This is a genomic window from Streptomyces sp. NPDC001709, assembly GCF_053596375.1.
The window spans coordinates 97,525-119,657 of record NZ_JBSFGB010000031.1; the positions used below are offsets into that span (position 1 = coordinate 97,525).

The following is a 22,133-nucleotide window of genomic DNA, read 5'->3' on the forward strand; positions in this document are numbered from 1 at the left end:
AAGATCACCACGGGGGACTTCACATATGCGCCTGGCACGTCCTACGACGCTGCCCGCACTGCCCACGCCACGCGCGCGTGAGCGGCACCGGGGGCCGTACATGCCCATCACGGCACTGCCCTGCCGCCGCCGCCCGGACGTCTTCCAGCACCCGCTGCTGGAGAACGCGCCGGATCCCGCGGGCCTTGCCGGCGCTCCGCCCGAACAGCGCCGCCAGCATCTCGTTCTGCTGCGCACCGCCCGCGACCTGTGCGCCTCCTGCCCCCTGTGGGCCGAGTGCCTCCAGGACGCGGTGGCCTACGCCGAGCCCTACGGCTACGCGGCGGCGACCGCTCCCGAGGACCGCCGCCGGATGCGCCGTGCGCTCGGCATCGGCGACGCCTCGGGCGACCTGCCGAACCGGGTCGCGGACGGCGCCGACGACCAGGCGCGGCGCCTGGCCCGGGTGCGCTCACGCTCCGCCGAAACGATTCGCCACCGCGCTGCCGACCACAGCCTGCCCACCCTGGAGCAGATCCTCGACGCCTTCGACCTCCTGCAGGACGAACCGCCGCGCGGTCACGAGGAGCCGAGGCAGCCCTCGGCCGATCCGGCACAGCCGGCCCACACACGAAGACCGAGAGCACCACGAACGCCCGGGGCGACCGGGCACACGGAAAGCGGGAACGAACACATGACAGCGGCCGGGGCCGGGGAGCGGATCGCCTTCTCCTACGAGGATCCCGCCCAGGCCGTACGGCAGGCGCTGCTCGGCCCGCTGGTGCGCACCACCCTGCCCGCGCTGGCCAGCCTGGAGCAGTTCGTCGCGATGCTGGTGTGCCTGCCGGGCAGCGACGTGCGCCCGGAGACGCTCGGCGAGGTCCGGGCCGTGCGCGCCGCCGTGGCCTCCCTCGTCCCCGAGGAGGAGGGCGGCGACACCGCAGCGCGGCCCCGCATGCTCAGCGGATCCATCTCGGTCGAACTCGCCACCAAGGACCCCGTGGCCGCACTGCGCCACGACGTCCTCCACCCGCTGCTGCGCGAACTGGCCGTCGGCCTCGGCAACATCGAGAAGGTGGCGACGATGCTGGCCGCCACGGCGGACGGCGACGACGACCTGCTGACGACCATCCGCTCGGCCCTGGACAAGCTGCGCCCCCATCTGCCCCACCCGGCGTCCCCGGACGACCCCACCGGCCACGGCACGACGACGGCCGCCCCGGGCCCGCGCCGCCGTCCGCCGACCACGCCCAGCATCCGCGCGGCCGTGGAGCGGGCGGTGGAGACGCTCCCCGGCCCGTTCTCCGCCCGCGACGTGCGGCGCGCGCTGCCGCCGGGTGTCTACGGCGACCCGGCCAAGACGATCAGCAATGTCCTGTCCGCCCTGGTCAAGGCGGGCCGCCTGCAACGGCTTTCGCGTGGCACCTACGCGCGGGCCGGGCACGGGGGCCCCGCCGTCCCGGGCGCGCCGAGGATCGCCTGACCCCTGTGTCCAAGCCCGCCGCCCGCACCTTCAGAGGATCCGATGACCGAACCGACGCCGACGCCCTCCGCCCCGGGCACCGCCTCCGATGCCCAGGTCCACGTCTTCTCCCCCAACGCCGCACTGGTCGACGGCGTCCCGGTCACCGCGCCGCCCTACGGCGACATCCAGGACGTCGTCCTGACGATCCTGCAGGAACGCGCCCGGCAGCTCGGCGGACCCACCCCGGCCAGCATCACCGACAACCGCTTCGGCGGCGCCATCCGCCTCCTGGTCCATCCGGACGGCTCGACGGAGCAGCTGGACTGACCGGCGGTCCTGCGGCCACATACGGCAGGGGCCCGGAGGTTTCCCTCCGGGCCCCTGCCCATGCTGCCTCAGTCGTTCTGCTGCCGCTTCGGCCGCCACACCACCAATGCGCTGGTCTGCTGCACCTCCTGGTACGGGACCAGGTCGCGGCGGTAGGAGGCGTGGACCGCGGCCTCGCGCTGCCGCATCGTCGCCGCCGCGCCGTCCAGGGCCGCCTCCAGCTCCGCGACACGGGACTGCAGGGCGGCGACCTGGTTCTCCAGTTCGATGATCCGCTTGATGCCGGCCAGGTTGATGCCCTCGTCCTGCGACAGCTGCTGCACCTGACGGAGCAGTTCGATGTCGCGGGCCGAGTAGCGGCGGCCCCGGCCGGCGGTGCGGTCCGGGGAGACCAGGCCCAGGCGGTCGTACTGGCGCAGCGTCTGCGGGTGGAGTCCGGAGAGCTGGGCCGCCACCGAGATGACGTAGACCGGGGTCTCCTCGGTCAGTTCATACGGGTTTCGTCGACGGCCGTCCATCACTCTCAGTCTCCCTTCGCGGCCTCGAACAGCTCCGCACGCGGATCCTCGCCCGCGGTCGCCTCGCGATACGCCTCCAGTGCGTCACGAGCCTTCCCCGACAGGTCCTTGGGAACACTCACCTCGACGGTGACCAGGAGGTCGCCGCGGGTGCCGTCCTTGCGGACCGCGCCCTTGCCCCGGGCGCGCATGGTGCGGCCGTTGGGCGTGCCGGGCGGCAGTTTCAGGGTGACGGCCGGGCCGCCGAGGGTCGGCACCCGGACCTCGCCGCCGAGGGCCGCCTCGGGATACGTCACCGGCACGGTGACGGTGAGGTTGTCCCCCTTGCGCCCGAACACCGGGTGCTCGCCGACGTGCACGACCACGTACAGGTCGCCCGCCGGTCCGCCCCGCTCGCCGGGCGCGCCCTTGCCGCGCAGCCGGATGCGCTGGCCGTCGGTCACCCCGGCCGGGATGCGGACCTGCATGGTCCGCGAGGACTTCGCGCGGCCGCTGCCCTTGCACTCCATGCAGGGGTGCTCGGCGATCAGGCCGCGGCCCTTGCAGTCGGGGCAGGGATCGGTGAGCGAGAAGCCGCCGCCGGAGCCCCGGGCGACCTGCCCGGTGCCGACGCAGGTCGGGCACACGCGCGGTGTGCCGTTCTTGTCGCCGGTGCCGGAGCAGGCCTTGCAGGGCGCCTGGGAGGACATGCGCAGGGGCACCGTGGCGCCCTCGATGGCCTCCGTGAAGCTCAGCGTGACCTCGGTGTCGATGTCCTGGCCGCGGCGCGGCTGGGTACGTGTCGTACCCGTGCCGCCGCGGTTGAACAGGCCCCCGAAGACGTCACCGAGTCCGCCGCCGAAACCTCCGCCCTGGGTGGTGGTCCCGCCGCCTCCGAAGAGGTCGCCCAGGTCGAAGTTGAAGGAGCCGCCGGCGCCCGGCCCGGGGCGGAAGCCGCCGTTGCCGAACAGGGCGCGAGCCTCGTCGTACTCCTTGCGCTTCTTGGGGTCGCCGAGTATGTCGTTCGCCTCGGAGATCTCCTTGAAGCGCTCCTCGGCCTTGGCGTTGCCCTTGTTGGCGTCCGGGTGGAACTCGCGGGCGAGCTTCCGGTACGCCTTCTTGATCTCGGCCTCGGTGGCGTCCTTGGGGACGCCGAGGACCTTGTAGAAGTCCTTCTCGATGAAGTCCTTGGTGCTCATCCTCGACGCGCCCCCTTTCCGCGGTTCCCTTTGAGTGTCTCTACGTCAGCCCTCGTCCGGGCCACCGTTCTCCTTGTCATCGGCGGCACCGGCCTGCTTGGCCTCGGTGCTCTCCTCGGCACCCTCGGCCTTGACGGTCTGCGCGCCGGGCTGCGGCTCGGCGACGGCCACCCGCGCGGGGCGGATGGTGCGCTCGCCGATGCGATACCCGGGCTGCAGGATCGCCACGCAGGTCGTCTCGGTGACGTCCGGCGCGTAGGAGTGCATCAGGGCCTCGTGGATGGTCGGGTCGAAGGGCTCGCCCTCCTTGCCGAACTGCTGCAGGCCCATCTTCGCCGCGACGGTCTCCAGCGACTCGGCCACCGACTTGAAGCCGCCGACCAGCTCGCCGTGCTCCCGCGCGCGGCCGATGTCGTCGAGCACGGGCAGGAGCTCGGTCAGGAGGTTCGCGATGGCGATCTCCTTGACCGCGATCCGGTCGCGCTCGACCCGGCGGCGGTAGTTCTGGTACTCGGCCTGGAGGCGCTGGAGGTCCACCGTGCGCTCGTTCAGCGCCGTACGCACCTGGTCCAGCTGGGCCACCAGGCCCACGTTCGCGTTTCCGTCCCCGGCCGGGGCCGCCCCCTCCTCGGGGGCGGCCTTCGACTCGGCGTCGTCGGGGGTGGCGCCGGAGGGGACGTCGGGCTTCTCCTCGAAGCCCGGGGTCTCCTCCGTCACGCGGCACCGTCCTTGCGCTCGTCGTCCACGATCTCGGCGTCCACGACGTCGTCGTCGGCGGGCTTGGCGCCGCCGGCGGTGGCACCCTCCGGGCCGCCGGCCTGCGCGGCCTGGGCGTCGGCGTACATGGCCTGGCCGAGCTTCTGCGAGACGGCCGCGACCTTCTCGGTGGCCGTGCGGATCTCGGCGGTGTCCTCGCCCTTGAGCTTCTCCTTCAGCTCGGCGACGGCGGACTCCACCTCGGTCTTGATCTCGCCGGGGACCTTGTCCTCGTTGTCCTTGAGGAACTTCTCGGTCTGGTAGACGAGCTGCTCGCCCTGGTTGCGGGTCTCGGCGGCCTCGCGGCGGCGGTGGTCCTCCTCCGCGTACTGCTCGGCCTCCTGGCGCATCCGGTCGACCTCGTCCTTCGGCAGCGAGGAGCCGCCGGTGACGGTCATCTTCTGCTCCTTGCCCGTGCCGAGGTCCTTGGCCGTGACGTGCATGATGCCGTTGGCGTCGATGTCGAAGGAGACCTCGATCTGCGGGACGCCACGCGGCGCCGGCGGCAGACCGGTCAGCTCGAACATGCCGAGCTTCTTGTTGTACGCCGCGATCTCGCGCTCGCCCTGGTAGACCTGGATCTGCACGGACGGCTGGTTGTCCTCGGCCGTGGTGAAGATCTCGGAGCGCTTGGTCGGGATCGTGGTGTTGCGCTCGATCAGCTTGGTCATGATGCCGCCCTTGGTCTCGATACCGAGGGACAGCGGGGTGACGTCGAGCAGCAGGACGTCCTTGACCTCGCCCTTGAGGACACCGGCCTGGAGCGAGGCGCCGATGGCGACGACCTCGTCCGGGTTCACGCCCTTGTTGGCCTCCTTGCCGCCGGTCAGCTCCTTGACGAGCTCGGCGACGGCGGGCATACGGGTGGAGCCACCGACGAGGACGACGTGGTCGATCTCGTTGATGGAGATGCCGGCGTCCTTGATGACGTTGTGGAACGGCGTCTTGCAGCGCTCCAGCAGGTCGGCCGTCAGCTGCTGGAACTGGGCCCGGGTGAGCTTCTCGTCCAGGTGCAGCGGGCCCTCGGCGGACGCGGTGATGTAGGGCAGGTTGATCGAGGTCTCGGTGGACGAGGACAGCTCGATCTTCGCCTTCTCGGCGGCCTCGCGCAGACGCTGCAGCGCCATCTTGTCCTTGCCGAGGTCCACACCGTGACCGGACGCGAACTGCTTGACCAGGTAGTCGACGACGCGCTGGTCCCAGTCGTCACCACCGAGGTGGTTGTCACCGTTGGTGGCCTTCACCTCGACGACGCCGTCGCCGATCTCCAGGAGGGACACGTCGAAGGTGCCGCCACCGAGGTCGAAGACGAGGATCGTCTGGTCGTCCTTGTCGAGGCCGTAGGCGAGCGCGGCCGCCGTCGGCTCGTTCACGATGCGCAGGACGTTCAGACCGGCGATCTCGCCGGCCTCCTTCGTCGCCTGGCGCTCGGAGTCGTTGAAGTAGGCCGGGACGGTGATGACCGCGTCCGTGACCTTCTCGCCCAGGTAGGCCTCGGCGTCCCGCTTCAGCTTCTGCAGGATGAAGGCGGAGATCTGCTGCGGGTTGAAGTCCTTGCCGTCGAGCTGGATCTTCCAGTCGGTGCCCATGTGGCGCTTCACCGAGCGGATGGTCCGGTCCACGTTCGTGACCGCCTGGCGCTTGGCGACCTCGCCGACGAGCACCTCACCGTTCTTGGCGAAGGCGACGACGGACGGCGTGGTCCTGGCACCCTCGGCGTTGGTGATGACGGTGGGCTCGCCGCCCTCCAGAACGCTGACGACGGAGTTAGTCGTGCCCAGGTCGATGCCGACCGCACGTGCCATGGTTGATTCCTCCAGCTGACTTGAGTGGAACGGACTCAAGTGTGCATGACGGCCAGCGCTGGGTCAACAGACCTGAGTCGACAGCGCTCAAGTCTTATCCGTTCCTTACACGCAACTGGCTGGTCACCTGCCCTCTGACCTGCGTCGATGCCCCTTGCGGAGGCGCCTGGGCCGGGATGCGCACACGGATGCGAAGGAGTACGAGAACGGCGAACAGCGCGCCTCCGGCCACCCACAGCGCAGCTCCCTCCCCGGTCCACCCCGTGTGCACGAGCACCCCGACGAGCACCGCGGAGAAGGAGCCCGCACCCAGCAGCACGACCGCCCCCGCCGGAGTGAGCCCGAGCCGGCGCAGCCGGTGCGCCAGATGGTCGGGGCCGCGCCGCAGCAGCGGACGCCGGGCCAGCGCGCGAGCGAGGACCACCAGGACGGCGTCGGCGACGGCGACCGCGGCGAGGCAGAACACCACCGCCGCGCTCGGCCCGATGCCGTACCCCGCGCGCGTGAAGACGACGGACGACGACAGCAGGAACCCGGTGAACAGCGAGCCGCAGGCGCCGAGCCCGATCCGCGCGGGATGCCAGTTGTGCATCAGGAAGCCGGTGAGCGCGGCGGCGAACACGCTCAGCAGCACGGCGAGCCCGTCCATCACCTCGGCCGCGGCGCAGACGCCGGCGCCGAACGCGGTCACCACCCCGACCGTCCCGGCCAGCCCGTCCGCGTGGTCGAGCCCCTTGAAGGCGAGGGAGACGAGCACGATCCAGCCGACGGCGAGGATCCCACCCCACACGCCCGTCTCGTCGTAGGGCACCACCCAGGCCGCCGCCACGACCGTACCGGCGACGAGCACGCGCGGGCGCAGCCGCCAGACGTCGGCGACCAGGCCGAGCGCGGCCACCGCGGCGGCGGCGAACAGCAGCTGCACGACCCCGTCACCGAGCGGGGCGATCCGGGTCGACTGGCCCACCCAGGTGACGAGACAGGTGACGACCACCACGGCGAGCCCGCCGAGCAGGGGCAGGGGCCGCTGCCACCGCCGATCGAGGATGCCCGCCCGCAGCGCGGGCACCCTGAGCAGCGCCGAGAGGACGGCGGCAAGAAGCAGGGCCGCGGTGGCGGCAGCGATCCCGTAGAGCACGGCTCTAAGGTAGGGGTGAATGTAGCAATTCGGTACGAATAACACGATCCGATGACCCGTGGGATGATGCGCATCACCCCGAGCTCTGCTGCATCTCGCAGGAAGATGGGGGTAGTCTCAGACGGACTGGATAAGTTACCGCTTAGTAATGTCGCTCGGTTTCGAGGCCGCCCCAGGAGCCCCAATGCAACTCGCCGCGATCATCGTGTCGCTGGTCCTGATCGTGGTCGGCGTGGCACTGTTCGGCCGCGCCCTCCTCCAGATCTTCAATTTCATGCGGCTGGGCCAGTCGGTGCCGGCCGGGACGCGGACCAACGACCCCGCACAGCGCACCCTCACCGTGGTCAGGGAGTTCCTGGGCCACACCCGGATGAACCGCTGGGGCGTCGTCGGTGTGGCGCACTGGTTCGTGGCGGTGGGCTTCTTCTCCCTGCTGCTGACGATCGTCAACGCGATCGGACAGCTCTTCAAGGCCGACTGGATCCTGCCGATCATCGGCGACTGGGCGCCGTACAACGTCTTCGTCGAGTTCATCGGCACGATGACGGTCCTCGGCATCCTCGTCCTGATCGCGATCCGCCAGCTGAGCCACCCGCGCACGCCGGGGCGCAAGTCCCGCTTCGCGGGCTCCAACTTCGGCCAGGCGTACTTCGTCGAGGCCGTCATCCTCATCGTCGGCGTCTGCATCTTCATGCTGCACGCCCTCGAAGGCGCCCAGCACCACGTCGACGGCTACGAGGCCTCGTTCTTCATCTCGTACCCGGTCGTGTCGTGGCTCAAGGGCATGGACGTCTCCACGCTCCAGAACCTCACCTACTTCTTCGCCGGCCTGAAGATCGCGACCTCCTTCATCTGGATGATCACGGTCGCCCTGAAGACCGACATGGGTGTGGCCTGGCACCGCTTCCTGGCCTTCCCGAACATCTACTTCAAGCGCAACGCCACCGGTGAGACCTCCCTCGGCGCGCTGCTGCCGATGACGTCCGGCGGCAAGCCGATCGACTTCACCGACCCCGGCGAGGACGACGTCTTCGGTGTCTCCCAGGTCGAGCAGTTCTCCTGGAAGGGCCTGCTGGACTTCTCCACCTGCACCGAGTGCGGCCGCTGCCAGTCGCAGTGCCCCGCCTGGAACACCGGCAAGCCGCTGTCCCCGAAGCTGCTGATCATGTCCCTGCGGGACAACGCCCACGCCAAGGCGCCGTACCTGCTGGCCGGCGGCGGCAAGACCGTGGAGGGCGAGGAGAAGGCCTCCGAGGAGCAGCTGAAGGACGTCCCCGCCGCCGCGCTGGCCGAGGCCGAGCGCCCGCTGATCGGCACCGCCGAGGAGAACGGCGTCATCGACCCGGACGTGCTGTGGTCCTGCACCACCTGCGGCGCCTGTGTCGAGCAGTGCCCGGTGGACATCGAGCACGTCGACCACATCGTCGACATGCGCCGCTACCAGGTCATGATCGAGTCCGCGTTCCCGTCCGAGGCGGGCACGATGCTCAAGAACCTGGAGAAGAAGGGCAACCCCTGGGGCCTGGCCAAGAAGCAGCGCCTGGAGTGGACCAAGGAGGTCGACTTCGAGGTCCCGGTCGTCGGCAAGGACATCGAGGACCTCACCGAGGTCGAGTACCTGTACTGGGTCGGCTGCGCCGGAGCCCTGGAGGACCGCGCCAAGAAGACCACCAAGGCCTTCGCCGAGCTGCTGCACATCGCGGGCGTGAAGTTCGCGATCATGGGCGGCGACGAGAAGTGCACCGGTGACTCCGCCCGCCGCCTCGGCAACGAGCCCCTGTTCCAGGAGCTCGGCATGGAGAACGTGGCCGCGCTGAACATGGCCTTCGGTGAGGAGACCGACGAGGACGGCAACGTCACGCCGGAGTCCAAGAAGCCGAAGTCCGCGAAGAAGATCGTCGCGACCTGCCCGCACTGCCTCAACACGCTCGGCAACGAGTACCCGCAGCTCGGCGGCGACTACGAGGTCATCCACCACACCCAGCTGCTGCAGCACCTGGTGGACGAGGGCAAGCTGATCCCCGTCACCCCCGTCGAGGGCATCATCACCTACCACGACCCGTGCTACCTGGGCCGCCACAACAAGATCTACACGCCCCCGCGCGAGATCATCGGCAAGGTCCCGGGCCTGCGCAACGAGGAGATGCACCGCCACAAGGAGCGCGGCTTCTGCTGCGGCGCCGGCGGCGCCCGGATGTGGATGGAAGAGCGCATCGGCAAGCGCATCAACAACGAGCGCGTCGACGAGGCCCTCTCCCTGAACCCCGACATCGTGTCGACGGCCTGCCCGTTCTGCCTGGTCATGCTCACCGACTCGGTCAACGGCAAGAAGAACGAGGGCAAGGCCAAGGAGTCCATCCAGGTCGTGGACGTCGCCCAGCTGCTCCTCGACTCCGTCAAGACGCCGGTCGACCCGGCCGGTGAGGCGGAGACCGAGAGCGAGCCGGAGCCCGAGCCGGTGAAGTAACAACGGCCGTCCCGCTCGTACGGCGCCCCCTGCTTCGCACAGGCAGGGGGCGCCGTCGTCGTTTCCCGCGAAGGTGGGCCTGGCACCACCCCCACTCGCCTGCTGGGCGCACTGTGCGCCGCCCCCGGGCTCCGTAGCGTCGAAGGCGTCGGAAGACGGGACACGGACCAGGGCGAAGGACAGGACCGGGATGCGCATCGCGAACACGGACGACAAGGACGGCAGGGTCACGAGGTCGTCGAACGGGCCGCTGCTGCGGAGCCTCGCGCTGAACGTCGTCGCGCCGCCGGCCGTGTTCTACGGCCTCCGGGCGGCCGGGACCGGCCTGTGGTGGGCAGTGCTGGCGAGCGCCGTACCGCCGGCCCTGGCGGCGCTGCCGACGGTGGCGCGGGAGCGGCGCACCGGGATGCTGGGCATCCTGGTCTTCGGCATGGTGGCGCTGGGCGCGGCGCTGTCGGCGGTGACCGGGAGCCCGCGGTTCATGCTCGCCAAGGACGGCTGGATGACGGGCGTCGTCGGGCTGGTCTTCCTGGCCACGCTGCGCGGGCAGCCGCTCATCTACCGGCTCCTGTCCTCCGTGGCCAAGGGCGGCAGGCGCGCGGAGCTGGCACACAACTGGCAGGCGTCGCCGACCTTCCGGCACGTGATGCGGCTGCTGACGGCGATCTGGGGCGTGGGGCTGCTACTGGACTCGGTCGTCCGGGTGGTGATCGCGTACACGCTGCCCGTCGACTCGGTGATGCTGGTGACCACGCTCCAGTACGTGGCGCTGTTCGCCGCCCTGGAGATCTTCAGCCGACGTTACGCGCGCGGCCCGGCCCGGCTCGCCGTCATCCACCGCGAAACCGCGACGGCGCCAACGGCGGCAGCAGCGGCGGGCTGACGGGGCGATCGGAACCACGGGAGGAGCAGGGCATGGCGCAGGTCGTGGTGGTCACGGGCGCGGCGAGCGGGATCGGCGCGGCGGTGGCTCGGCACTTGAAGATCGTGGTTGTCGGCGGTACGGGGCTCATCGGCTCGCAGGTGGTCGCGCTCCTGCGGGACAGCGGCCACGAGGCCCTGTCGCCCGCTCCCGCCACGGGCGTCGACGCCGTCACCGGCGAGGGCCTGGCCGAGGCGCTCAAGGGCGCGGACGTGGTCGTGGACGTGTCGAACTCCCCGTCGTCGCCCCGGTGATGGGCATGTCCACCGAAGGCACGGAGGTGCGCCTGCCGTCCGTCCGCCTGCGTCCGATGGCCTCCGCCGACGTCGCGGCCGCCGTGGCCGACGCGGCCCAGGACGAGCCGTCGTACGGCGTGCGCGACTTCGCGGAGCCCGAGGTGCACCGCGGTCAACTGACAGGCGGCTGCGGTTGGTTGGCCGGCTCCCTGCGGTCGGCGCGGCTATGGACGGGCGGGCCTGCGCGCGGACCGTTCGTAGGCCCTCGGTTTGTCGGGCGCGAGGACCCAGTACAGGCCGTCGATGCCGTCCGGCCCGGCCGTGAAGCCCACCAGGGCCACGGTGACCCCGTCCTGGACGAGCGGCAGGCCGGGCCGGCCGTTGGCCTCGACCAGCCGCCGGCGCTGGGCCGCCTCGACGGGTTCACAGCTGCAGCATGCCCGCGATCTCGTCGTACGAGTACGCGAACGCCTCGCGCAGCACATAGGCCTCAGGCGCACCCGCGCCGATCATGGTGCCCGCGCCTTTCGAGGTCGGGGAGAGACTGGCAGATCTGTTCCGCCACCCGCAGTGAAAACCGGACGGAACAGAACTGCCGATCGCCTACGCCACCTACGCCGCCCTACGCCCCCTTGGGCCCCGCCTGCTGCACCACCTCGAAGGACCACAGGGTGGAGCCGGAGGCGGCCGGCTTCGGCCGCTCGGCGCCCTCCCCGCCCCCCTGGTGCGCGGCCTTCATCGGCCCCTCCAGCCACGCCTGGAACGACTGCTCGTCACGCCAGCGGGTGTACACGAGGTACGTGTCGGTGCCCTCGACGGGGCGCAGCAGCTCGAACCACTCGAAGCCGTCGGAGTTCTCCACCGCGTGGGCACGGGAGGCGAACCGCTTCTCCAGCACCTCCCGCTGCTCGGCGGGCACGGTCAGCACATTGATCTTCACTACGCTCATGCCACCATCCTGGCCCACCGATCTCCCACAGGGGGGCGGCACGGCTGCGGGAAACCGGGGGAAACCCCTGACCGTCCCCTGGTCGAGTCGCTGACGGTCCCTTAGGGGATGTCACAGGTCGGCCGCAAAGCCGGGCCCGGACGCCGGGGCCCGCCACGTCACCCTCCGGGACCAGGTACGTTCGATGACGTGGCTGGATTCAGGATCGGACGCGGGGGCCGGGACAACCGCACCCCCCAAGGACAACAGGCGCCGCAGGGACGGTCGTACGGGCGGCCCGGACCGCAGCAGGGGCAGCCCGCGGGACCGTCGTACGGGCAGCCCTCGGGGCCCTCGTACGGCTACCCGCAGGCGCCGCAGCGGCCGTACCCGCAGCAGTCGTACCCACAGCCGGGACAGCCGTCGCACCCCCAGGGGCAGCCGTACGGCCGGCCGGGCCAGTCGTACGGACAGCCGGGCCCGGCCGACGACGGGCCGGAGTACTTCGGGGACGACGGCGGCTACCCGGGCGGCGCCCGCGGTCAGGACCCGTACGCGGCCAACAACCCGGGCCACACCCAGGCGTTCTCGATCGACGAGGCCGCCGGCTACACCCAGGGCGCGACCTACCAGGCCGGCTCGGCCGCCGCCCCCGCCGCACCGCTCGGCCCGCCCCTGCACTGGAAGGAACTGCTGAAGGGGATCGTCCTCTCCCCGAACCAGACCTTCCTGCGCATGCGGGACTACACGATGTGGACCCCGGCGCTCATCACCACGTTCCTCTACGGCCTGCTGGCCGTCTTCGGCTTCGACGGCGCCCGCAAGGACGCGATCAGCGCGACGCTCTCCAACGCGGTGCCGATCGTGCTGATCACGGCGGTCGTCATGGTGCTCGGCCTGTTCATCCTGGGCGTGGTCACCCACACCCTGGCCCGCCAGCTGGGCGGCGACGGTGCCTGGCAGCCGACGGTCGGCCTGTCCATGCTGATCACGGCCCTCACGGACGCGCCCCGCCTGGTCTTCGCCATGTTCTTCGGCGGCGACGCCGGCTTTGTGCAGCTGCTCGGCTGGGCCACCTGGATCGGCGCGGGCGCCCTGCTGACCCTGATGGTCTCCCGCTCCCACGACCTGCCCTGGCCGAAGGCGCTGGGGGCGTCCGCGATCCAGCTGATCGCGCTGCTGTCGATAGTGAAGCTGGGGACGTTCTAGTTCCCTGGGAAGAGCATGCGAAGGGCCCCCGGCGCCGTGGCGGATTCCGGGGGCCCTTTCACATGCCTGGTGTGCCCGATGTCTCAGGCGTCGAGCACCTGCCCGGCCCGCTTCACCACGGGCGGCTCGACGCTCCAGGCTGATTGAACTGAATGAGGGTAGTAGGCTCTTCCGGCATCGTCGCAGCATGGCGCAGTCAGGGGAGGGCCCGACAGTGGCGCGCAAGGTGGGGATCTACACCCGCATCTCGCGGGACGACGAGGGCGAGGCGTTAGGCGTCGCCCGGCAGCAATCGGACTGCGAGCGTCTCGCCGATCTCCGTTCCTGGCAGGCCGTGAAGGTCTACGAGGACAACGACGTGTCCGCGTTCAAGCGGAACGTGGTGCGCGACGAGTTCGAGCTAATGTTGAAGGATCTCCGTGCCGGGCTCATCGACGGGATCGTGGCGTACGACCTTGACCGTCTCGCCCGCCAGCCGCGCGACCTTGAGCGACTGATCGAGATCTTCGACGAGCGGCCACGACTTGAGTTCGCGACCGTCACCAACGACATCAACTTGGGAACGCCCGACGGCCGCACCATGGCCCGGATCATGGTGGCGTTCGCCAACAAGTCGTCCCATGACGCCTCACGCCGCATCAGGCGCAAGCACCTGGAGCTGGCCCAGCAAGGCAAGGACAGCGGAGGCCCAGCACCGTACGGCTGGCGCAAGGACGACCGCAGCAAGGTCAACCCCGAGGCCGCGAAGGCCATCCGAGCCGCACAGCGCGAGATCCTTGCCGGAGTCCGCATCGGAACGATTCGCACGCGGTGGCAGGAACAGGGTCTCGGGAACCCGCGCGAGGGCACCAAGCGCATGGCCCACCACCACGTCGAGCACAGCCTCACCAACCCCCGGTTGGTCGGCTACCGGACGTACCACGGCGAGATCCTGTACGGCGACGACGGCCAGCCCGTCATGGGTGACTGGGAGCCGATCAACACCGCCGAGGAGTGGGAGGCGGTGTGCGCGGCGGTCGCCGAGCGCAAGCAGCAGCGGCCCGGTCTGTCGCTCGCCCGCAAGTACCTTCTCTCCGGCATCGCGCGGTGCGGACTATGCAAGACGAAGATCCGGGGGCAGAACAACCGCAACTGGAAGCCCGGCTCCAAGGCGTCGAAGTACACCTACCAGTGCTCGGTGGTCAACGGCGGGTGCGGCAAGGTCGGGCGCGTGGGCGAGCCCGTGGACAAACACATCGCGCGGTTGGTGCTTGAGGAGAAGCGTGAGAAGGCCGCCGGTTCCGATGCGGCCGAAGATCAGCGGTGGCCTCGAGAGCAGGAGCTGGAGGACGTGAACGCCGACATCCGCCAACTTGTGGAGGCAGAGAAGGCCAAGCAGATCAGCGTGTCCACCCTCTTGCAGTTGCTGCCGGCCAAGGAGAGGTTGCGCGACGAGCTGAAGCTGGAGCGGTCCCGGTTCTACAAGGAGCAGAAGCAGAGGGAGGCGAAGGGACGCACCGAGGACCTGACCGAAGAGGAGTTCTTCGATCTCCCTATTGAGCGCCAACAGGAGATCATCCTCCATAGCCTGTCGGCAGTGATCATTCACCCGGCAGGTAGGGGAAAGCGGATCTTCGATCCTGATCTGATCGAGCCTGTCTGGCGGGAATGACGCCGGACCACAGAGCACCGAGAGGCCCCGGAGCTACCGGGGCCTCTGTCATGTGGTCCTGCGATGCAGCAGCCGAGCACGTTCCACCCATGCCCTGTCCCGTGCCGGAGCCCGCGCAAGGTGCTTCTTGATCCATTCTTCGGTGCTGATGATCTTCTTCGGCTCAGCCAAGGGCCCCTCCCTCGTTCGAGATTTCGCGGGCCATCTCGCGGTTGATGCGTCGGTCCTCAGCGATCCCTGCCGCGATGAGGGCAGCGCCGGGGGTGTGGCCGGAGCCGACGTAGCGCCAGTTCCGTTCAGTGATCGCGTTGGGCATGTCGGTGCGGCCGACGTGGTGGGCGCGTTCGGCGCGGAGTGCCGCGTAGGTGGTGGAGTAGGCGCGGGATTTGGTGAGGATGTGGCCCCGGTAACCGAGGGAGTGGGCCCAGGCCCGCAGGCGGAGGGGTTCGTACTCGGGAAGGCCGCCGAGGCGCCAGCAGGCGCGCATGAGGGTGCAGACGTGTTCGCTGACGCGGGCGGACTCGATGTCGGCCCAGGTGGTGAGCGGGTGGTCGATGCCGGCGCCTGTCTCGCTCGCTCCCTTGGTGACGTACTTCGCCACGTACGCGGCTACGGCGTCGTCGTCGGGTCCGTCGCCGTTGGTGCGCAGGGGCCGGGCGTCGACCTGGGCGCCCCAGCGCAATGCCAGCTCCCCCACGGCCGCGCTGTAGAGCGTATGGACCAGAACCCGGCGGGCCGAGGCGCGCACGGCGTCCGTCAGCAGGTCGGCGGTGCCCCAGGCCGGGGGTTCGTCATCGGGTCCATTGGGTCCGTCGAGGCGGACGATGGCATGGACGTGGACGGCCGCGCGCTTCTGGTACTCGGCGACGCGGGCGAAGGACAGCCGGGCGTGCCGGGCGAAGTGGGACTGTACTAGGCCGACGGAGGAGGCCAGGCGCCGCCGTACGTCGATGACGAACCGGTCCCACAGCTTGGAGGCATGGGCGTGCCACAGGACGTGGGCGGCGTAGTCGTAGCAGTCGGGGCAGAGCGGCTGGCCGACAGCGGCCGCGTCCGGGGTGTGGGCAGCACCGCAACTGAGGGGACGTCCGTGTTCGCACGTTCCACCATCGCGCCGCGGTCGGCGCTGCTCTCCGGCACGGTGGACGGGCCCGAAGGACGGGGCGGTCAGCGTGACGAAGAGCCGGGGGCGCTGGCGGACGGTCGTGGGGATGTTCTTGCCGCCGAGGAGGCCGGCGCGGACGAGGTGGTAAGTGTCTCCGGCGTGGAGGCGGGAGCAGCCCGGGCAGATGGTTGCGCGGCGGTTGCGGCAGCGGACGAGGAGGCGTTCGCCGGGTTCGTTGCGGGTGTCGTAGTGGTGGAGGATCTCGCCGGTTGTGCCGTCCAGGGCGGTGGTGGAGCCGGAGAGGTGGACGGGGTGGGCGCAGCCGCCGGTTGCGGTGATCTGCTCCAGCAGGCGGGGAAACTTGGGATCTTGGGCGAGGAGGATGGCGTCTCTGTCTGCTTCGGGAAGCTGGCCCAGGCGCGCCGCGCGGTCGAGAACGGCGCGCCGGTCAGCCGAGGCGTTCTCGGACTGCGGGGTGATGGTGGTGACCTTCCGGGGTGGGCCGCCGGAGCGGCCTGGTAGGTGGTGAGTGGTGGTGCGCCGTTGCTCATGGGGATCACGTCCTTCCTGATCAGAGATGGTGCTGTGGGCTCATCGGATGGTTCCGGTGCCCCGGCAGACGCGGCAGCGGTGCATCCGTCCGGTCCAGGTCCTGCGGGCTCCGTCGCCCTTGCAGTGGGGGCACCTCACGCGAGGCATGGGCATTGCCGTCTGTCCCTTCTGCTCAGTGGTGGGAGAAGCCGTTGATCAGCCACATGACGAGGTCGTGGACGGTGAAGGCGACGGGGGTCTGGCCGAGGTAGAGGCCGAAGAGGCCGACGCAGACCGCTTCCCAGGGGCGCACGTCGCGGGAGCGGACGAGGAGGACGGTGATGATCCCGAAGACCACCGCGAACGTGAACGCCGTACCTTCGCTGATCACTTCTCGTCTCCTTCCGACACCCCAAGGGCGCGTTCCAGGGCGGGCAGTTCCGGGGTGAGTGCGGCGTACTTCCGGGCCGTCGACACGGCTTCCTCGGTCGGTGTGAGGTGGGAGCGGGCGCGGTTCCAGCCGCCGTCAGGGCCGGTGCAGACGGCCACGCCGCGTTCCTCCGCCGTGATCGACTGGGCGACAGCCACGGCGTCCTTGTTCAGGTCCCCGAGGGTCATCTCGGCAGTGCCGGGGTCGTTGACGCGGTGGCAGATCCGTCCACCGAGCTGGGCGCGCAGGGCGGTGACGCCGGGGCCGAGGTCGGAGCCGACGCGTTGGCCGGCGACGACCAGGTGCAGGCCAAGCGCGGCCCCGAGCTGCCCGATGCGGAGCAGGAGCGTGGAGCACTGTTCGGCCTCGGCCTTGCTCTCGCGGGTGCCGTCGGAGAGGTACAGCTCCGCGATCTCGTCCACGATCACGACGACCGGCAACGGCCGGAGCTTGTCGGGCAGTTCCCAGATCGAGCGCACTCCGGCCGACCGGCAGGCGCTCATCCGGTCCTGCATGTCGACCACCAGCGCGGAGAGCACGGCGACGGCTTCGCGTCGGCAGGTTGCCAGCGCGCTGAGCCGTCCGGCGAACAGCCCGAGTTCCATCCCGCCCTTGCAGTCGATGCCCACCAGGGCGACCGGCTGAGGGGCGAGTTGGGTGATCAGCCGGGCCAGCAGCGCGGACTTGCCTGAGCGGGTGGCCCCGGCGATGAGCCAGTGGGGCACGAGCCGCAGGTTCATCACCCAGGCGCCGCCGCTCTCCAGTACGCCGATGAGCGCCGAGAGCAATTCGGCGGGGGCTGTGGCTAAGCCGGGTCGCTGGAGCGGATCGGTGGCCGTTGCGGTCAGCAGCACCAGCCCGCGTTCCGGGGAGGTGACACGGACAGCGTGGACCTTCCATGCGTGCACGAAAGGAAGGAGATCCTCGGAGCCACCGGCCGCAGCGGGTCACCCTTGACGACCAGGTCGCCGAGGAGCCCGCGCGGCGGACGCTTGGATACGGCGAGGTCGTTGAGCTGGGCGACCTTGCGCCAGGTGAACACCACCCGGCAGGCCGTGGCCGGGTAGCCGACCAGGTACCAGTGCCAGACCGGCTGATGCCGGCGGACCAGGTCACCGACGACCAGGACCCACGCCAGAACGGCGAGGCCGAAGGCCAGCAGGACAAGTCCCATCACGCGTCACCGCCCTTCGCGTGCGCCGCCGGGCCGCCTTGGACGGGGGTGATCGCGGCGGCGCGGAAGCTGACGCCGTGCCGCTCGCCCATCGACCAGGCGAACGCCGTCAGGCCGGTGACCTTGACTATCTGGCCTTCCTCGATGCCCTTCGGCTGACCGCTCACGGCGATCTCGATGACGGAGATCCGCCGTCCGTCCTGCCGCACGGTGACGGCCACGGTCCAGACCGGATTACCGTCCCGGTTCCTCTTCACCTCCTGTGTCTCGGGGTTGCTGAGCTTTGCTTCGGGCGCGATGGCGCACCGCAGTACGCCCAGCCGCGCAGTGTCTACGGGAATGGACTGCATTTCCTTGGCCTCCTTGGCCGATTGGACGCCAGTCATACTGACGTCACTTGTCCTCATGAGTGGTGACTATGGGGCCCTATACGGCGATGACGCCAGTACTTATGCTGACGAGTGATGTCGCGCGTGCGACGTGCCTACGACCTAACCGGAGATGCCGACATGTCGGAGATCCAGCGCCCCGGAGCCCTCTACCAGCAGGTGGCCGCAGCGATCCGCGAAGCGATCCTGTCCGGCGAGTTCGCCCCGGACTCCCTGCTGCCGTCCGAGGCCCAGCTCATGGCCAAGTACGGCGTCTCCCGCCCGACGGTCCGCAACGCGATCTCGGCCCTTCGCGCGGAAGGCCTCATCGATGTCCGACACGGCAAGGGCAGCTTCGTGCGCTCCAGCGGACAGCCCCACCTCACGATCGAGCGCCGCATCAGCCGCACCGACGAGGGCAAGTACGTGATGCCCAACAGCGACACCTGGCAGGAGACCGAGAAACCGAGCACCTACCGCACCCGCACCACCAAGGACACCGGCCGACTCCTCCAACTCGGCGAAGAAGAAGCGCTGTTCGGCTGCGACCGGCTGCTCATCGACCCCGGCACCGGGACACGAGCCATGCACCGCACCTTGATCCCGTTCGAGGCCGCCGAGACGGTTCCACTGCTCGGCCAGGAGCCGTGCAAGCCTCCGGCCGCCATCTACTGGGTGCTTACTCAGGCCGGACACAAGCTGTCGTGGACCGAGACGGTACGCGCGCGCATGCCCCTGCCCGACGAGCGGACCACGCTCCAGCTCCCGGACGCGACCCCGATCCTGCACATCGCCCGCATCGCACACGGCACCAACGACCGCCCGCTGTTGCTCGAAGAGCTGCGCTTCAGCGCGGACCGTGCCGAACTCGCCTACCAGATCACTGCCGACAAACAACCCGCCCGACGCGCCCGCACCTGAGCAAGACAGAGCATCGGTCGAAACAGCCTTCACTTCCTCAAGGGCGCGCCTGCGGCGCGCGGGGCGCCCGGCCGCCCCGGCCGGGCGTGCGGCGTGGGCGCCGGTCCCGTCCGGTCGGCCGGCGCCCCCACCCGCAGCACGCACGAGGAGTCGAGACCTCGACCAACCATCGGTGCCGAATCTGGGGCGGTACCGGTCGTAACGCTCGAGAACACGGAAGCGTGGTTGCTGCCGGTAGGTGGCTGATCGAGACACACGCGCGCCAGCCCGTTCGTCACACCGCATCGTCGTGGCTGACTGTCCGTGGCTGAGGCATCAAGCACGGCAGGAGTTGAGCCAGGCAGACGAGCCGCAGCAAGCCGTCGTGGGTCGGGGCCCAAGGAGCTTGGGGTCGACCTCATGCACCCCTCACCAGCGGCAGGGCCCCTCACGCTGCACCACCGTCGCCGTCCGCAAGCCGCCAGAGAAGCCCCGCGAGGCGGATCACCGCACCGGGTTGCCCCACCAATCGGACAACCCCACGGCCATTATCATCCGTCGCTGCAACAGCCCGTAACTCGGACGGCTCAAAACCGGATCCGAGAATCGCAAGATTGACTTCATCGGCAGCCTCACGGGCATCACGCCAGCCCCCCATGTAGTCGACGCCACGGACCCACAGACCGAAGTCCTCACCCGCCACGTCCGAGCCTTCTACGGGCCACTCAGCCCCCGCGCCAGTCACGTTGCCACTCCCGCTCTGGTAACTGTTCGTCAACTCTCTTGGCACCAGGGCGAATGCACAGCACAACGACCCCGGTACCATCGGGCACCGGGGATCGTCGTGCCCCCTCCCGGACCACCCCAGTTGCTGCCAGGCGCGGGGGTGGTCCGGTCTCGGTATGGGGTTGTGAAGCGTGGCCCTCGGGGCCGCCGAGTGGGGAACCCGGCGGACCGTCCCCCAAGAGCCACGCTCCGATCGCCAGAGGAATCACCCTCCGGCCCGGTCTGCCGCCCGCTCCTGAGGGAGCAACGCGGAGGCGACAGGCCGGAGATCATCAGGGCTGACCGCCGACGTCCTCTCCGTCGAGATCGAAGCGGCACCAGACCGTCTTGCCGCCCTGCTGTTCTGGCGTCCACCAGACCGCCGACGCCATCCGCTGGGCGAGCATCAGCCCACGGCCGTTGTCAGGTAAGATCGCTTCTGAGAGCTCCGTCATCAACTCCGGTGAGTAGAAGTCGCCCATGGGCAGCAGCGGGGGTGTCGAGTCCTCATCCGTGACCCCGATGAACAGCCACCTCGGATACCGCTTGAAGGTCACTTCAATGCGCCGAAGGCCGCCGGGATGGGCCCGGCGACTGTCCGGCACCGCGTGGTTCACGACGTTTCCGACCAGTTCCGAGACGACCAGCCGCGCGTCATACATGACCTCGTCCGGAACCGCACCGCGAAGGAACACGGACGTCGTGTCACGCGCGACGCGCGCCGTACCACAGCACTCGGCGAAGAGCGTCAACGCCAGGAAGTGCCCGGTGGACGGATCCGGCACCACGAACCAGTGGGCGTATGCGTCTAGATCGTGCGCGAGGTCTTCAGACCGCCGAGTTTTCCTCGCGTCCATGACATCGATCACCATCTCTGATCACATCCCGCCGAGGCTCTCCCGGCAGGGTGACCCGAGGGTGCACTACGCATCCCGAGCGTGACTCCCCCCACTTGGGGACCCCCCTCTTGGGGACCCCCTCGGTAGACTCGCGGGACAGACGGGGCGCGATGATCGAAAGAGAAGATCGAACAAGATCAGACGTTAGGTCAATCACAATGGGGAAGTGAGATGACCACAGCTGCACCGACACCGGCAGCTCTCCCGCCTCACGTGCTGGAACGCGCAGACGTGCGGTCGGCGATCGCCAACCACGACTTCGGCGAGGTCTTCAGACTCGCCAAGATCCACGGAAACATCAGCTACGCCAAGATCGCCGAGGCCGTCGGCTACAAACGCGAGCACATCGGCAAGATGGCCCGACCCGAGACCGACGGCAAGGGCGTCCGCCCACGGATCACCCAGTTCCACAAGATCCTGGAAGTGGTGGACGGCCTGCGCATCCCAGGTCATCTCGCAGGACTCGCCCCACGCCCATGGGAGCTGGACCGGCCGGCCAGGGCTACGCAGCCGGAGGACCCGAGCACCCTGATCGCGCAGGGCGGCGCAGGTATATGGGACATCGCGGAGATGCTCCGCCGCACGGAGATGTCCAGCATCAACAGCGCCGCCCTGGAGTCGATCGAACAGGGCATTGACCAACTGGCCCGCGCCTACCCATACGCCGACGCCGACTACCTCCACGAGCGCACCCGCAACGGCCTGCAATACGTCACCAAACAGCTCGAAGGCCGTATGACCCTGCGCCAGCACCGAGAGCTACTGGTCGACACCGGATGGCTGTTCCTGCTGAACGCGTGCGTGCAGTACGACCGGGGCCAGCGCGAAGCCGCCAACCTCAGCAAAGCCGCCGCACTCCGCATCGGAGAGGAGGCCGGGCACGGCGAGATCAAGGCATGGGCATGGGAGATCGAGGCGTGGTTCGCCCTCACCCAGAGCCGCTGGCAGGACATGCTCAGCGCCGTCGAGGCCGGACACGTGGCGGACCAGACGCACTCTGTCGGTGTACAGCTCTATGCCCACAAGGCCCGAGCCGCCGCACGCATGGGTGACGGCCGCCTGGTCCGGGACTCCCTGGATGCCAGCCGGGCAAGGCTGGACCGACTCCCACGGCCAGATCATCCCGAACACCACTTCATCATCGACCCCGACAAGTGGGACTTCTACGAGATGGACGCCTACCGTCTCCTCGGAGACGACGAGCGCGCCGCCACCCACGCCCGATCGGTGATCCGTATCAGCACGGGCCCGGACGGGACCGAGATTTCACCCATGCGCGCGGCTGAGGGGGCCTCCCCCTGAGTGGTGGACACGCTGATACTGGATCTGCTTGGTCCGGAGGAAGCGAGAAGACCGCCGATGGCGATGAAGGACTACTCGGA

Annotated in this window: 20 protein-coding genes and 1 pseudogene; 9 read left to right on the forward strand and 12 right to left on the reverse strand. The window is 69.6% G+C overall.

The annotated features are described in order from the left end of the window. Positions 1 to 25 precede the first annotated feature (25 nt). Entirely contained in the window at positions 26 to 1,462 is a 1,437-nt protein-coding gene (locus ACWC0C_RS35255) for a WhiB family transcriptional regulator (protein ID WP_450868272.1), read from the forward strand. A gap of 42 nt (positions 1,463 to 1,504) precedes the next feature. Next, complete coding sequence (locus ACWC0C_RS35260) at positions 1,505 to 1,771, forward strand: hypothetical protein (protein WP_069779665.1); 267 nt, start codon at positions 1,505 to 1,507, stop codon at positions 1,769 to 1,771. A 68-nt stretch (positions 1,772 to 1,839) separates the two neighbouring features. Here ACWC0C_RS35260 and ACWC0C_RS35265 read toward each other — a convergent pair whose 3' ends face one another. From ACWC0C_RS35265 to ACWC0C_RS35285, 5 genes are all read right to left on the reverse strand, one after another. Further along, positions 1,840 to 2,289 (reverse strand): heat shock protein transcriptional repressor HspR, encoded by a 450-nt coding sequence (locus ACWC0C_RS35265; protein WP_121891550.1) that lies wholly within the window; start codon positions 2,287 to 2,289, stop codon positions 1,840 to 1,842. Positions 2,290 to 2,294: 5 nt separating this feature from the next. Next, positions 2,295 to 3,467 (reverse strand): molecular chaperone DnaJ, encoded by a 1,173-nt coding sequence (dnaJ, locus tag ACWC0C_RS35270; protein ID WP_449199502.1) that lies wholly within the window; start codon positions 3,465 to 3,467, stop codon positions 2,295 to 2,297. Between the two features lie 45 nt (positions 3,468 to 3,512). After that, positions 3,513 to 4,184 (reverse strand): nucleotide exchange factor GrpE, encoded by a 672-nt coding sequence (gene grpE, locus ACWC0C_RS35275; RefSeq protein ID WP_449199503.1) that lies wholly within the window; start codon positions 4,182 to 4,184, stop codon positions 3,513 to 3,515. Beyond that, the gene (gene dnaK, locus ACWC0C_RS35280) at positions 4,181 to 6,028 is read right to left on the reverse strand and encodes a molecular chaperone DnaK (RefSeq protein ID WP_449199504.1); all 1,848 of its coding nucleotides are present in this window, start codon (positions 6,026 to 6,028) and stop codon (positions 4,181 to 4,183) included. The genes grpE and dnaK overlap by 4 nt, the downstream gene beginning before the upstream one ends. 94 nt (positions 6,029 to 6,122) lie before the next feature. Then, the gene (locus tag ACWC0C_RS35285) at positions 6,123 to 7,166 is read right to left on the reverse strand and encodes an MraY family glycosyltransferase (protein WP_449199505.1); all 1,044 of its coding nucleotides are present in this window, start codon (positions 7,164 to 7,166) and stop codon (positions 6,123 to 6,125) included. A 184-nt stretch (positions 7,167 to 7,350) separates the two neighbouring features. Between ACWC0C_RS35285 and ACWC0C_RS35290 the strand changes: the two genes are divergently transcribed. The 3 genes from ACWC0C_RS35290 to ACWC0C_RS35300 all read left to right on the forward strand — a co-directional run bounded on the left by ACWC0C_RS35290 (position 7,351) and on the right by ACWC0C_RS35300 (position 10,809). Further along, entirely contained in the window at positions 7,351 to 9,633 is a 2,283-nt protein-coding gene (locus tag ACWC0C_RS35290; RefSeq protein WP_449199506.1) for a (Fe-S)-binding protein, read from the forward strand. A gap of 190 nt (positions 9,634 to 9,823) precedes the next feature. Continuing rightward, on the forward strand, positions 9,824 to 10,516 hold the full coding sequence (locus ACWC0C_RS35295) for a VC0807 family protein (RefSeq protein ID WP_450868275.1): 693 nt from the start codon (positions 9,824 to 9,826) through the stop codon (positions 10,514 to 10,516). A gap of 32 nt (positions 10,517 to 10,548) precedes the next feature. Further along, positions 10,549 to 10,809 carry a hypothetical protein gene (locus ACWC0C_RS35300; protein WP_450868277.1) on the forward strand — a complete coding sequence of 87 codons (261 nt, stop codon included), beginning with the start codon at positions 10,549 to 10,551 and terminating at the stop codon, positions 10,807 to 10,809. A gap of 604 nt (positions 10,810 to 11,413) precedes the next feature. Here the strand turns inward: ACWC0C_RS35300 and ACWC0C_RS35305 are convergent. Continuing rightward, positions 11,414 to 11,740 carry an antibiotic biosynthesis monooxygenase family protein gene (locus ACWC0C_RS35305; RefSeq protein WP_450868279.1) on the reverse strand — a complete coding sequence of 109 codons (327 nt, stop codon included), beginning with the start codon at positions 11,738 to 11,740 and terminating at the stop codon, positions 11,414 to 11,416. 108 nt (positions 11,741 to 11,848) lie between these two features. Between ACWC0C_RS35305 and ACWC0C_RS35310 the strand changes: the two genes are divergently transcribed. Together ACWC0C_RS35310 and ACWC0C_RS35315 are read left to right on the forward strand one after the other, a co-directional pair. Beyond that, positions 11,849 to 12,928, forward strand: a complete 1,080-nt coding sequence (locus tag ACWC0C_RS35310; protein WP_450868281.1) for a YIP1 family protein — start codon at positions 11,849 to 11,851, stop codon at positions 12,926 to 12,928. Positions 12,929 to 13,142: 214 nt separating this feature from the next. Further along, positions 13,143 to 14,579, forward strand: a complete 1,437-nt coding sequence (locus tag ACWC0C_RS35315; protein WP_450868283.1) for a recombinase family protein — start codon at positions 13,143 to 13,145, stop codon at positions 14,577 to 14,579. Between the two features lie 163 nt (positions 14,580 to 14,742). Here ACWC0C_RS35315 and ACWC0C_RS35320 read toward each other — a convergent pair whose 3' ends face one another. From ACWC0C_RS35320 to ACWC0C_RS35335, 4 genes and pseudogenes are all read right to left on the reverse strand, one after another. After that, positions 14,743 to 16,101 (reverse strand): replication initiator, encoded by a 1,359-nt coding sequence (locus tag ACWC0C_RS35320; RefSeq protein ID WP_450868300.1) that lies wholly within the window; start codon positions 16,099 to 16,101, stop codon positions 14,743 to 14,745. 307 nt (positions 16,102 to 16,408) lie between these two features. Then, a complete protein-coding gene (locus tag ACWC0C_RS35325) occupies positions 16,409 to 16,606 on the reverse strand; it encodes a hypothetical protein (protein ID WP_450868285.1) in 198 nt (65 codons plus the stop codon). After that, positions 16,603 to 17,819 (reverse strand): annotated as a pseudogene (locus tag ACWC0C_RS35330) (FtsK/SpoIIIE domain-containing protein). The gene ACWC0C_RS35325 and the pseudogene ACWC0C_RS35330 overlap by 4 nt, the downstream one beginning before the upstream one ends. Then, entirely contained in the window at positions 17,819 to 18,169 is a 351-nt protein-coding gene (locus ACWC0C_RS35335; protein ID WP_450868287.1) for an SCO3933 family regulatory protein, read from the reverse strand. Before ACWC0C_RS35335 ends, ACWC0C_RS35330 begins: the two are co-directional and overlap by 1 nt. Positions 18,170 to 18,328: 159 nt before the next feature. Here ACWC0C_RS35335 and ACWC0C_RS35340 point away from each other — a divergent pair, with 159 nt between their 5' ends. Further along, a complete protein-coding gene (locus ACWC0C_RS35340; RefSeq protein ID WP_450868289.1) occupies positions 18,329 to 19,108 on the forward strand; it encodes a GntR family transcriptional regulator in 780 nt (259 codons plus the stop codon). A gap of 427 nt (positions 19,109 to 19,535) precedes the next feature. On the opposite strand, the gene ACWC0C_RS35345 is transcribed toward ACWC0C_RS35340, so the two are convergent. After that, entirely contained in the window at positions 19,536 to 19,790 is a 255-nt protein-coding gene (locus ACWC0C_RS35345) for a hypothetical protein (protein ID WP_450868291.1), read from the reverse strand. Positions 19,791 to 20,145: 355 nt separating this feature from the next. After that, the gene (locus ACWC0C_RS35350) at positions 20,146 to 20,709 is read right to left on the reverse strand and encodes an ATP-binding protein (RefSeq protein ID WP_450868302.1); all 564 of its coding nucleotides are present in this window, start codon (positions 20,707 to 20,709) and stop codon (positions 20,146 to 20,148) included. A gap of 213 nt (positions 20,710 to 20,922) precedes the next feature. Between ACWC0C_RS35350 and ACWC0C_RS35355 the strand changes: the two genes are divergently transcribed. After that, entirely contained in the window at positions 20,923 to 22,053 is a 1,131-nt protein-coding gene (locus tag ACWC0C_RS35355) for a tetratricopeptide repeat protein (protein WP_450868294.1), read from the forward strand. The last annotated feature ends 80 nt before the right edge of the window (positions 22,054 to 22,133 follow it).

Coding starts and splice junctions, on each gene's coding strand:
- ACWC0C_RS35340 (WP_450868289.1), top strand. CDS start 18,329: ATGTCGGAGATCCAGCGCCCCGGAGCCCTCTACCAGCAGGTGGCCGCA.
- ACWC0C_RS35260 (WP_069779665.1), top strand. CDS start 1,505: ATGACCGAACCGACGCCGACGCCCTCCGCCCCGGGCACCGCCTCCGAT.
- ACWC0C_RS35335 (WP_450868287.1), bottom strand. CDS start 18,169: ATGCAGTCCATTCCCGTAGACACTGCGCGGCTGGGCGTACTGCGGTGC.
- dnaJ (WP_449199502.1), bottom strand. CDS start 3,467: ATGAGCACCAAGGACTTCATCGAGAAGGACTTCTACAAGGTCCTCGGC.
- ACWC0C_RS35255 (WP_450868272.1), top strand. CDS start 26: ATGCGCCTGGCACGTCCTACGACGCTGCCCGCACTGCCCACGCCACGC.
- ACWC0C_RS35300 (WP_450868277.1), top strand. CDS start 10,549: ATGGCGCAGGTCGTGGTGGTCACGGGCGCGGCGAGCGGGATCGGCGCG.
- ACWC0C_RS35295 (WP_450868275.1), top strand. CDS start 9,824: ATGCGCATCGCGAACACGGACGACAAGGACGGCAGGGTCACGAGGTCG.
- ACWC0C_RS35310 (WP_450868281.1), top strand. CDS start 11,849: ATGTCACAGGTCGGCCGCAAAGCCGGGCCCGGACGCCGGGGCCCGCCA.
- ACWC0C_RS35290 (WP_449199506.1), top strand. CDS start 7,351: ATGCAACTCGCCGCGATCATCGTGTCGCTGGTCCTGATCGTGGTCGGC.
- ACWC0C_RS35305 (WP_450868279.1), bottom strand. CDS start 11,740: ATGAGCGTAGTGAAGATCAATGTGCTGACCGTGCCCGCCGAGCAGCGG.
- ACWC0C_RS35355 (WP_450868294.1), top strand. CDS start 20,923: ATGACCACAGCTGCACCGACACCGGCAGCTCTCCCGCCTCACGTGCTG.
- ACWC0C_RS35350 (WP_450868302.1), bottom strand. CDS start 20,709: ATGGACGCGAGGAAAACTCGGCGGTCTGAAGACCTCGCGCACGATCTA.
- ACWC0C_RS35265 (WP_121891550.1), bottom strand. CDS start 2,289: ATGGACGGCCGTCGACGAAACCCGTATGAACTGACCGAGGAGACCCCG.
- dnaK (WP_449199504.1), bottom strand. CDS start 6,028: ATGGCACGTGCGGTCGGCATCGACCTGGGCACGACTAACTCCGTCGTC.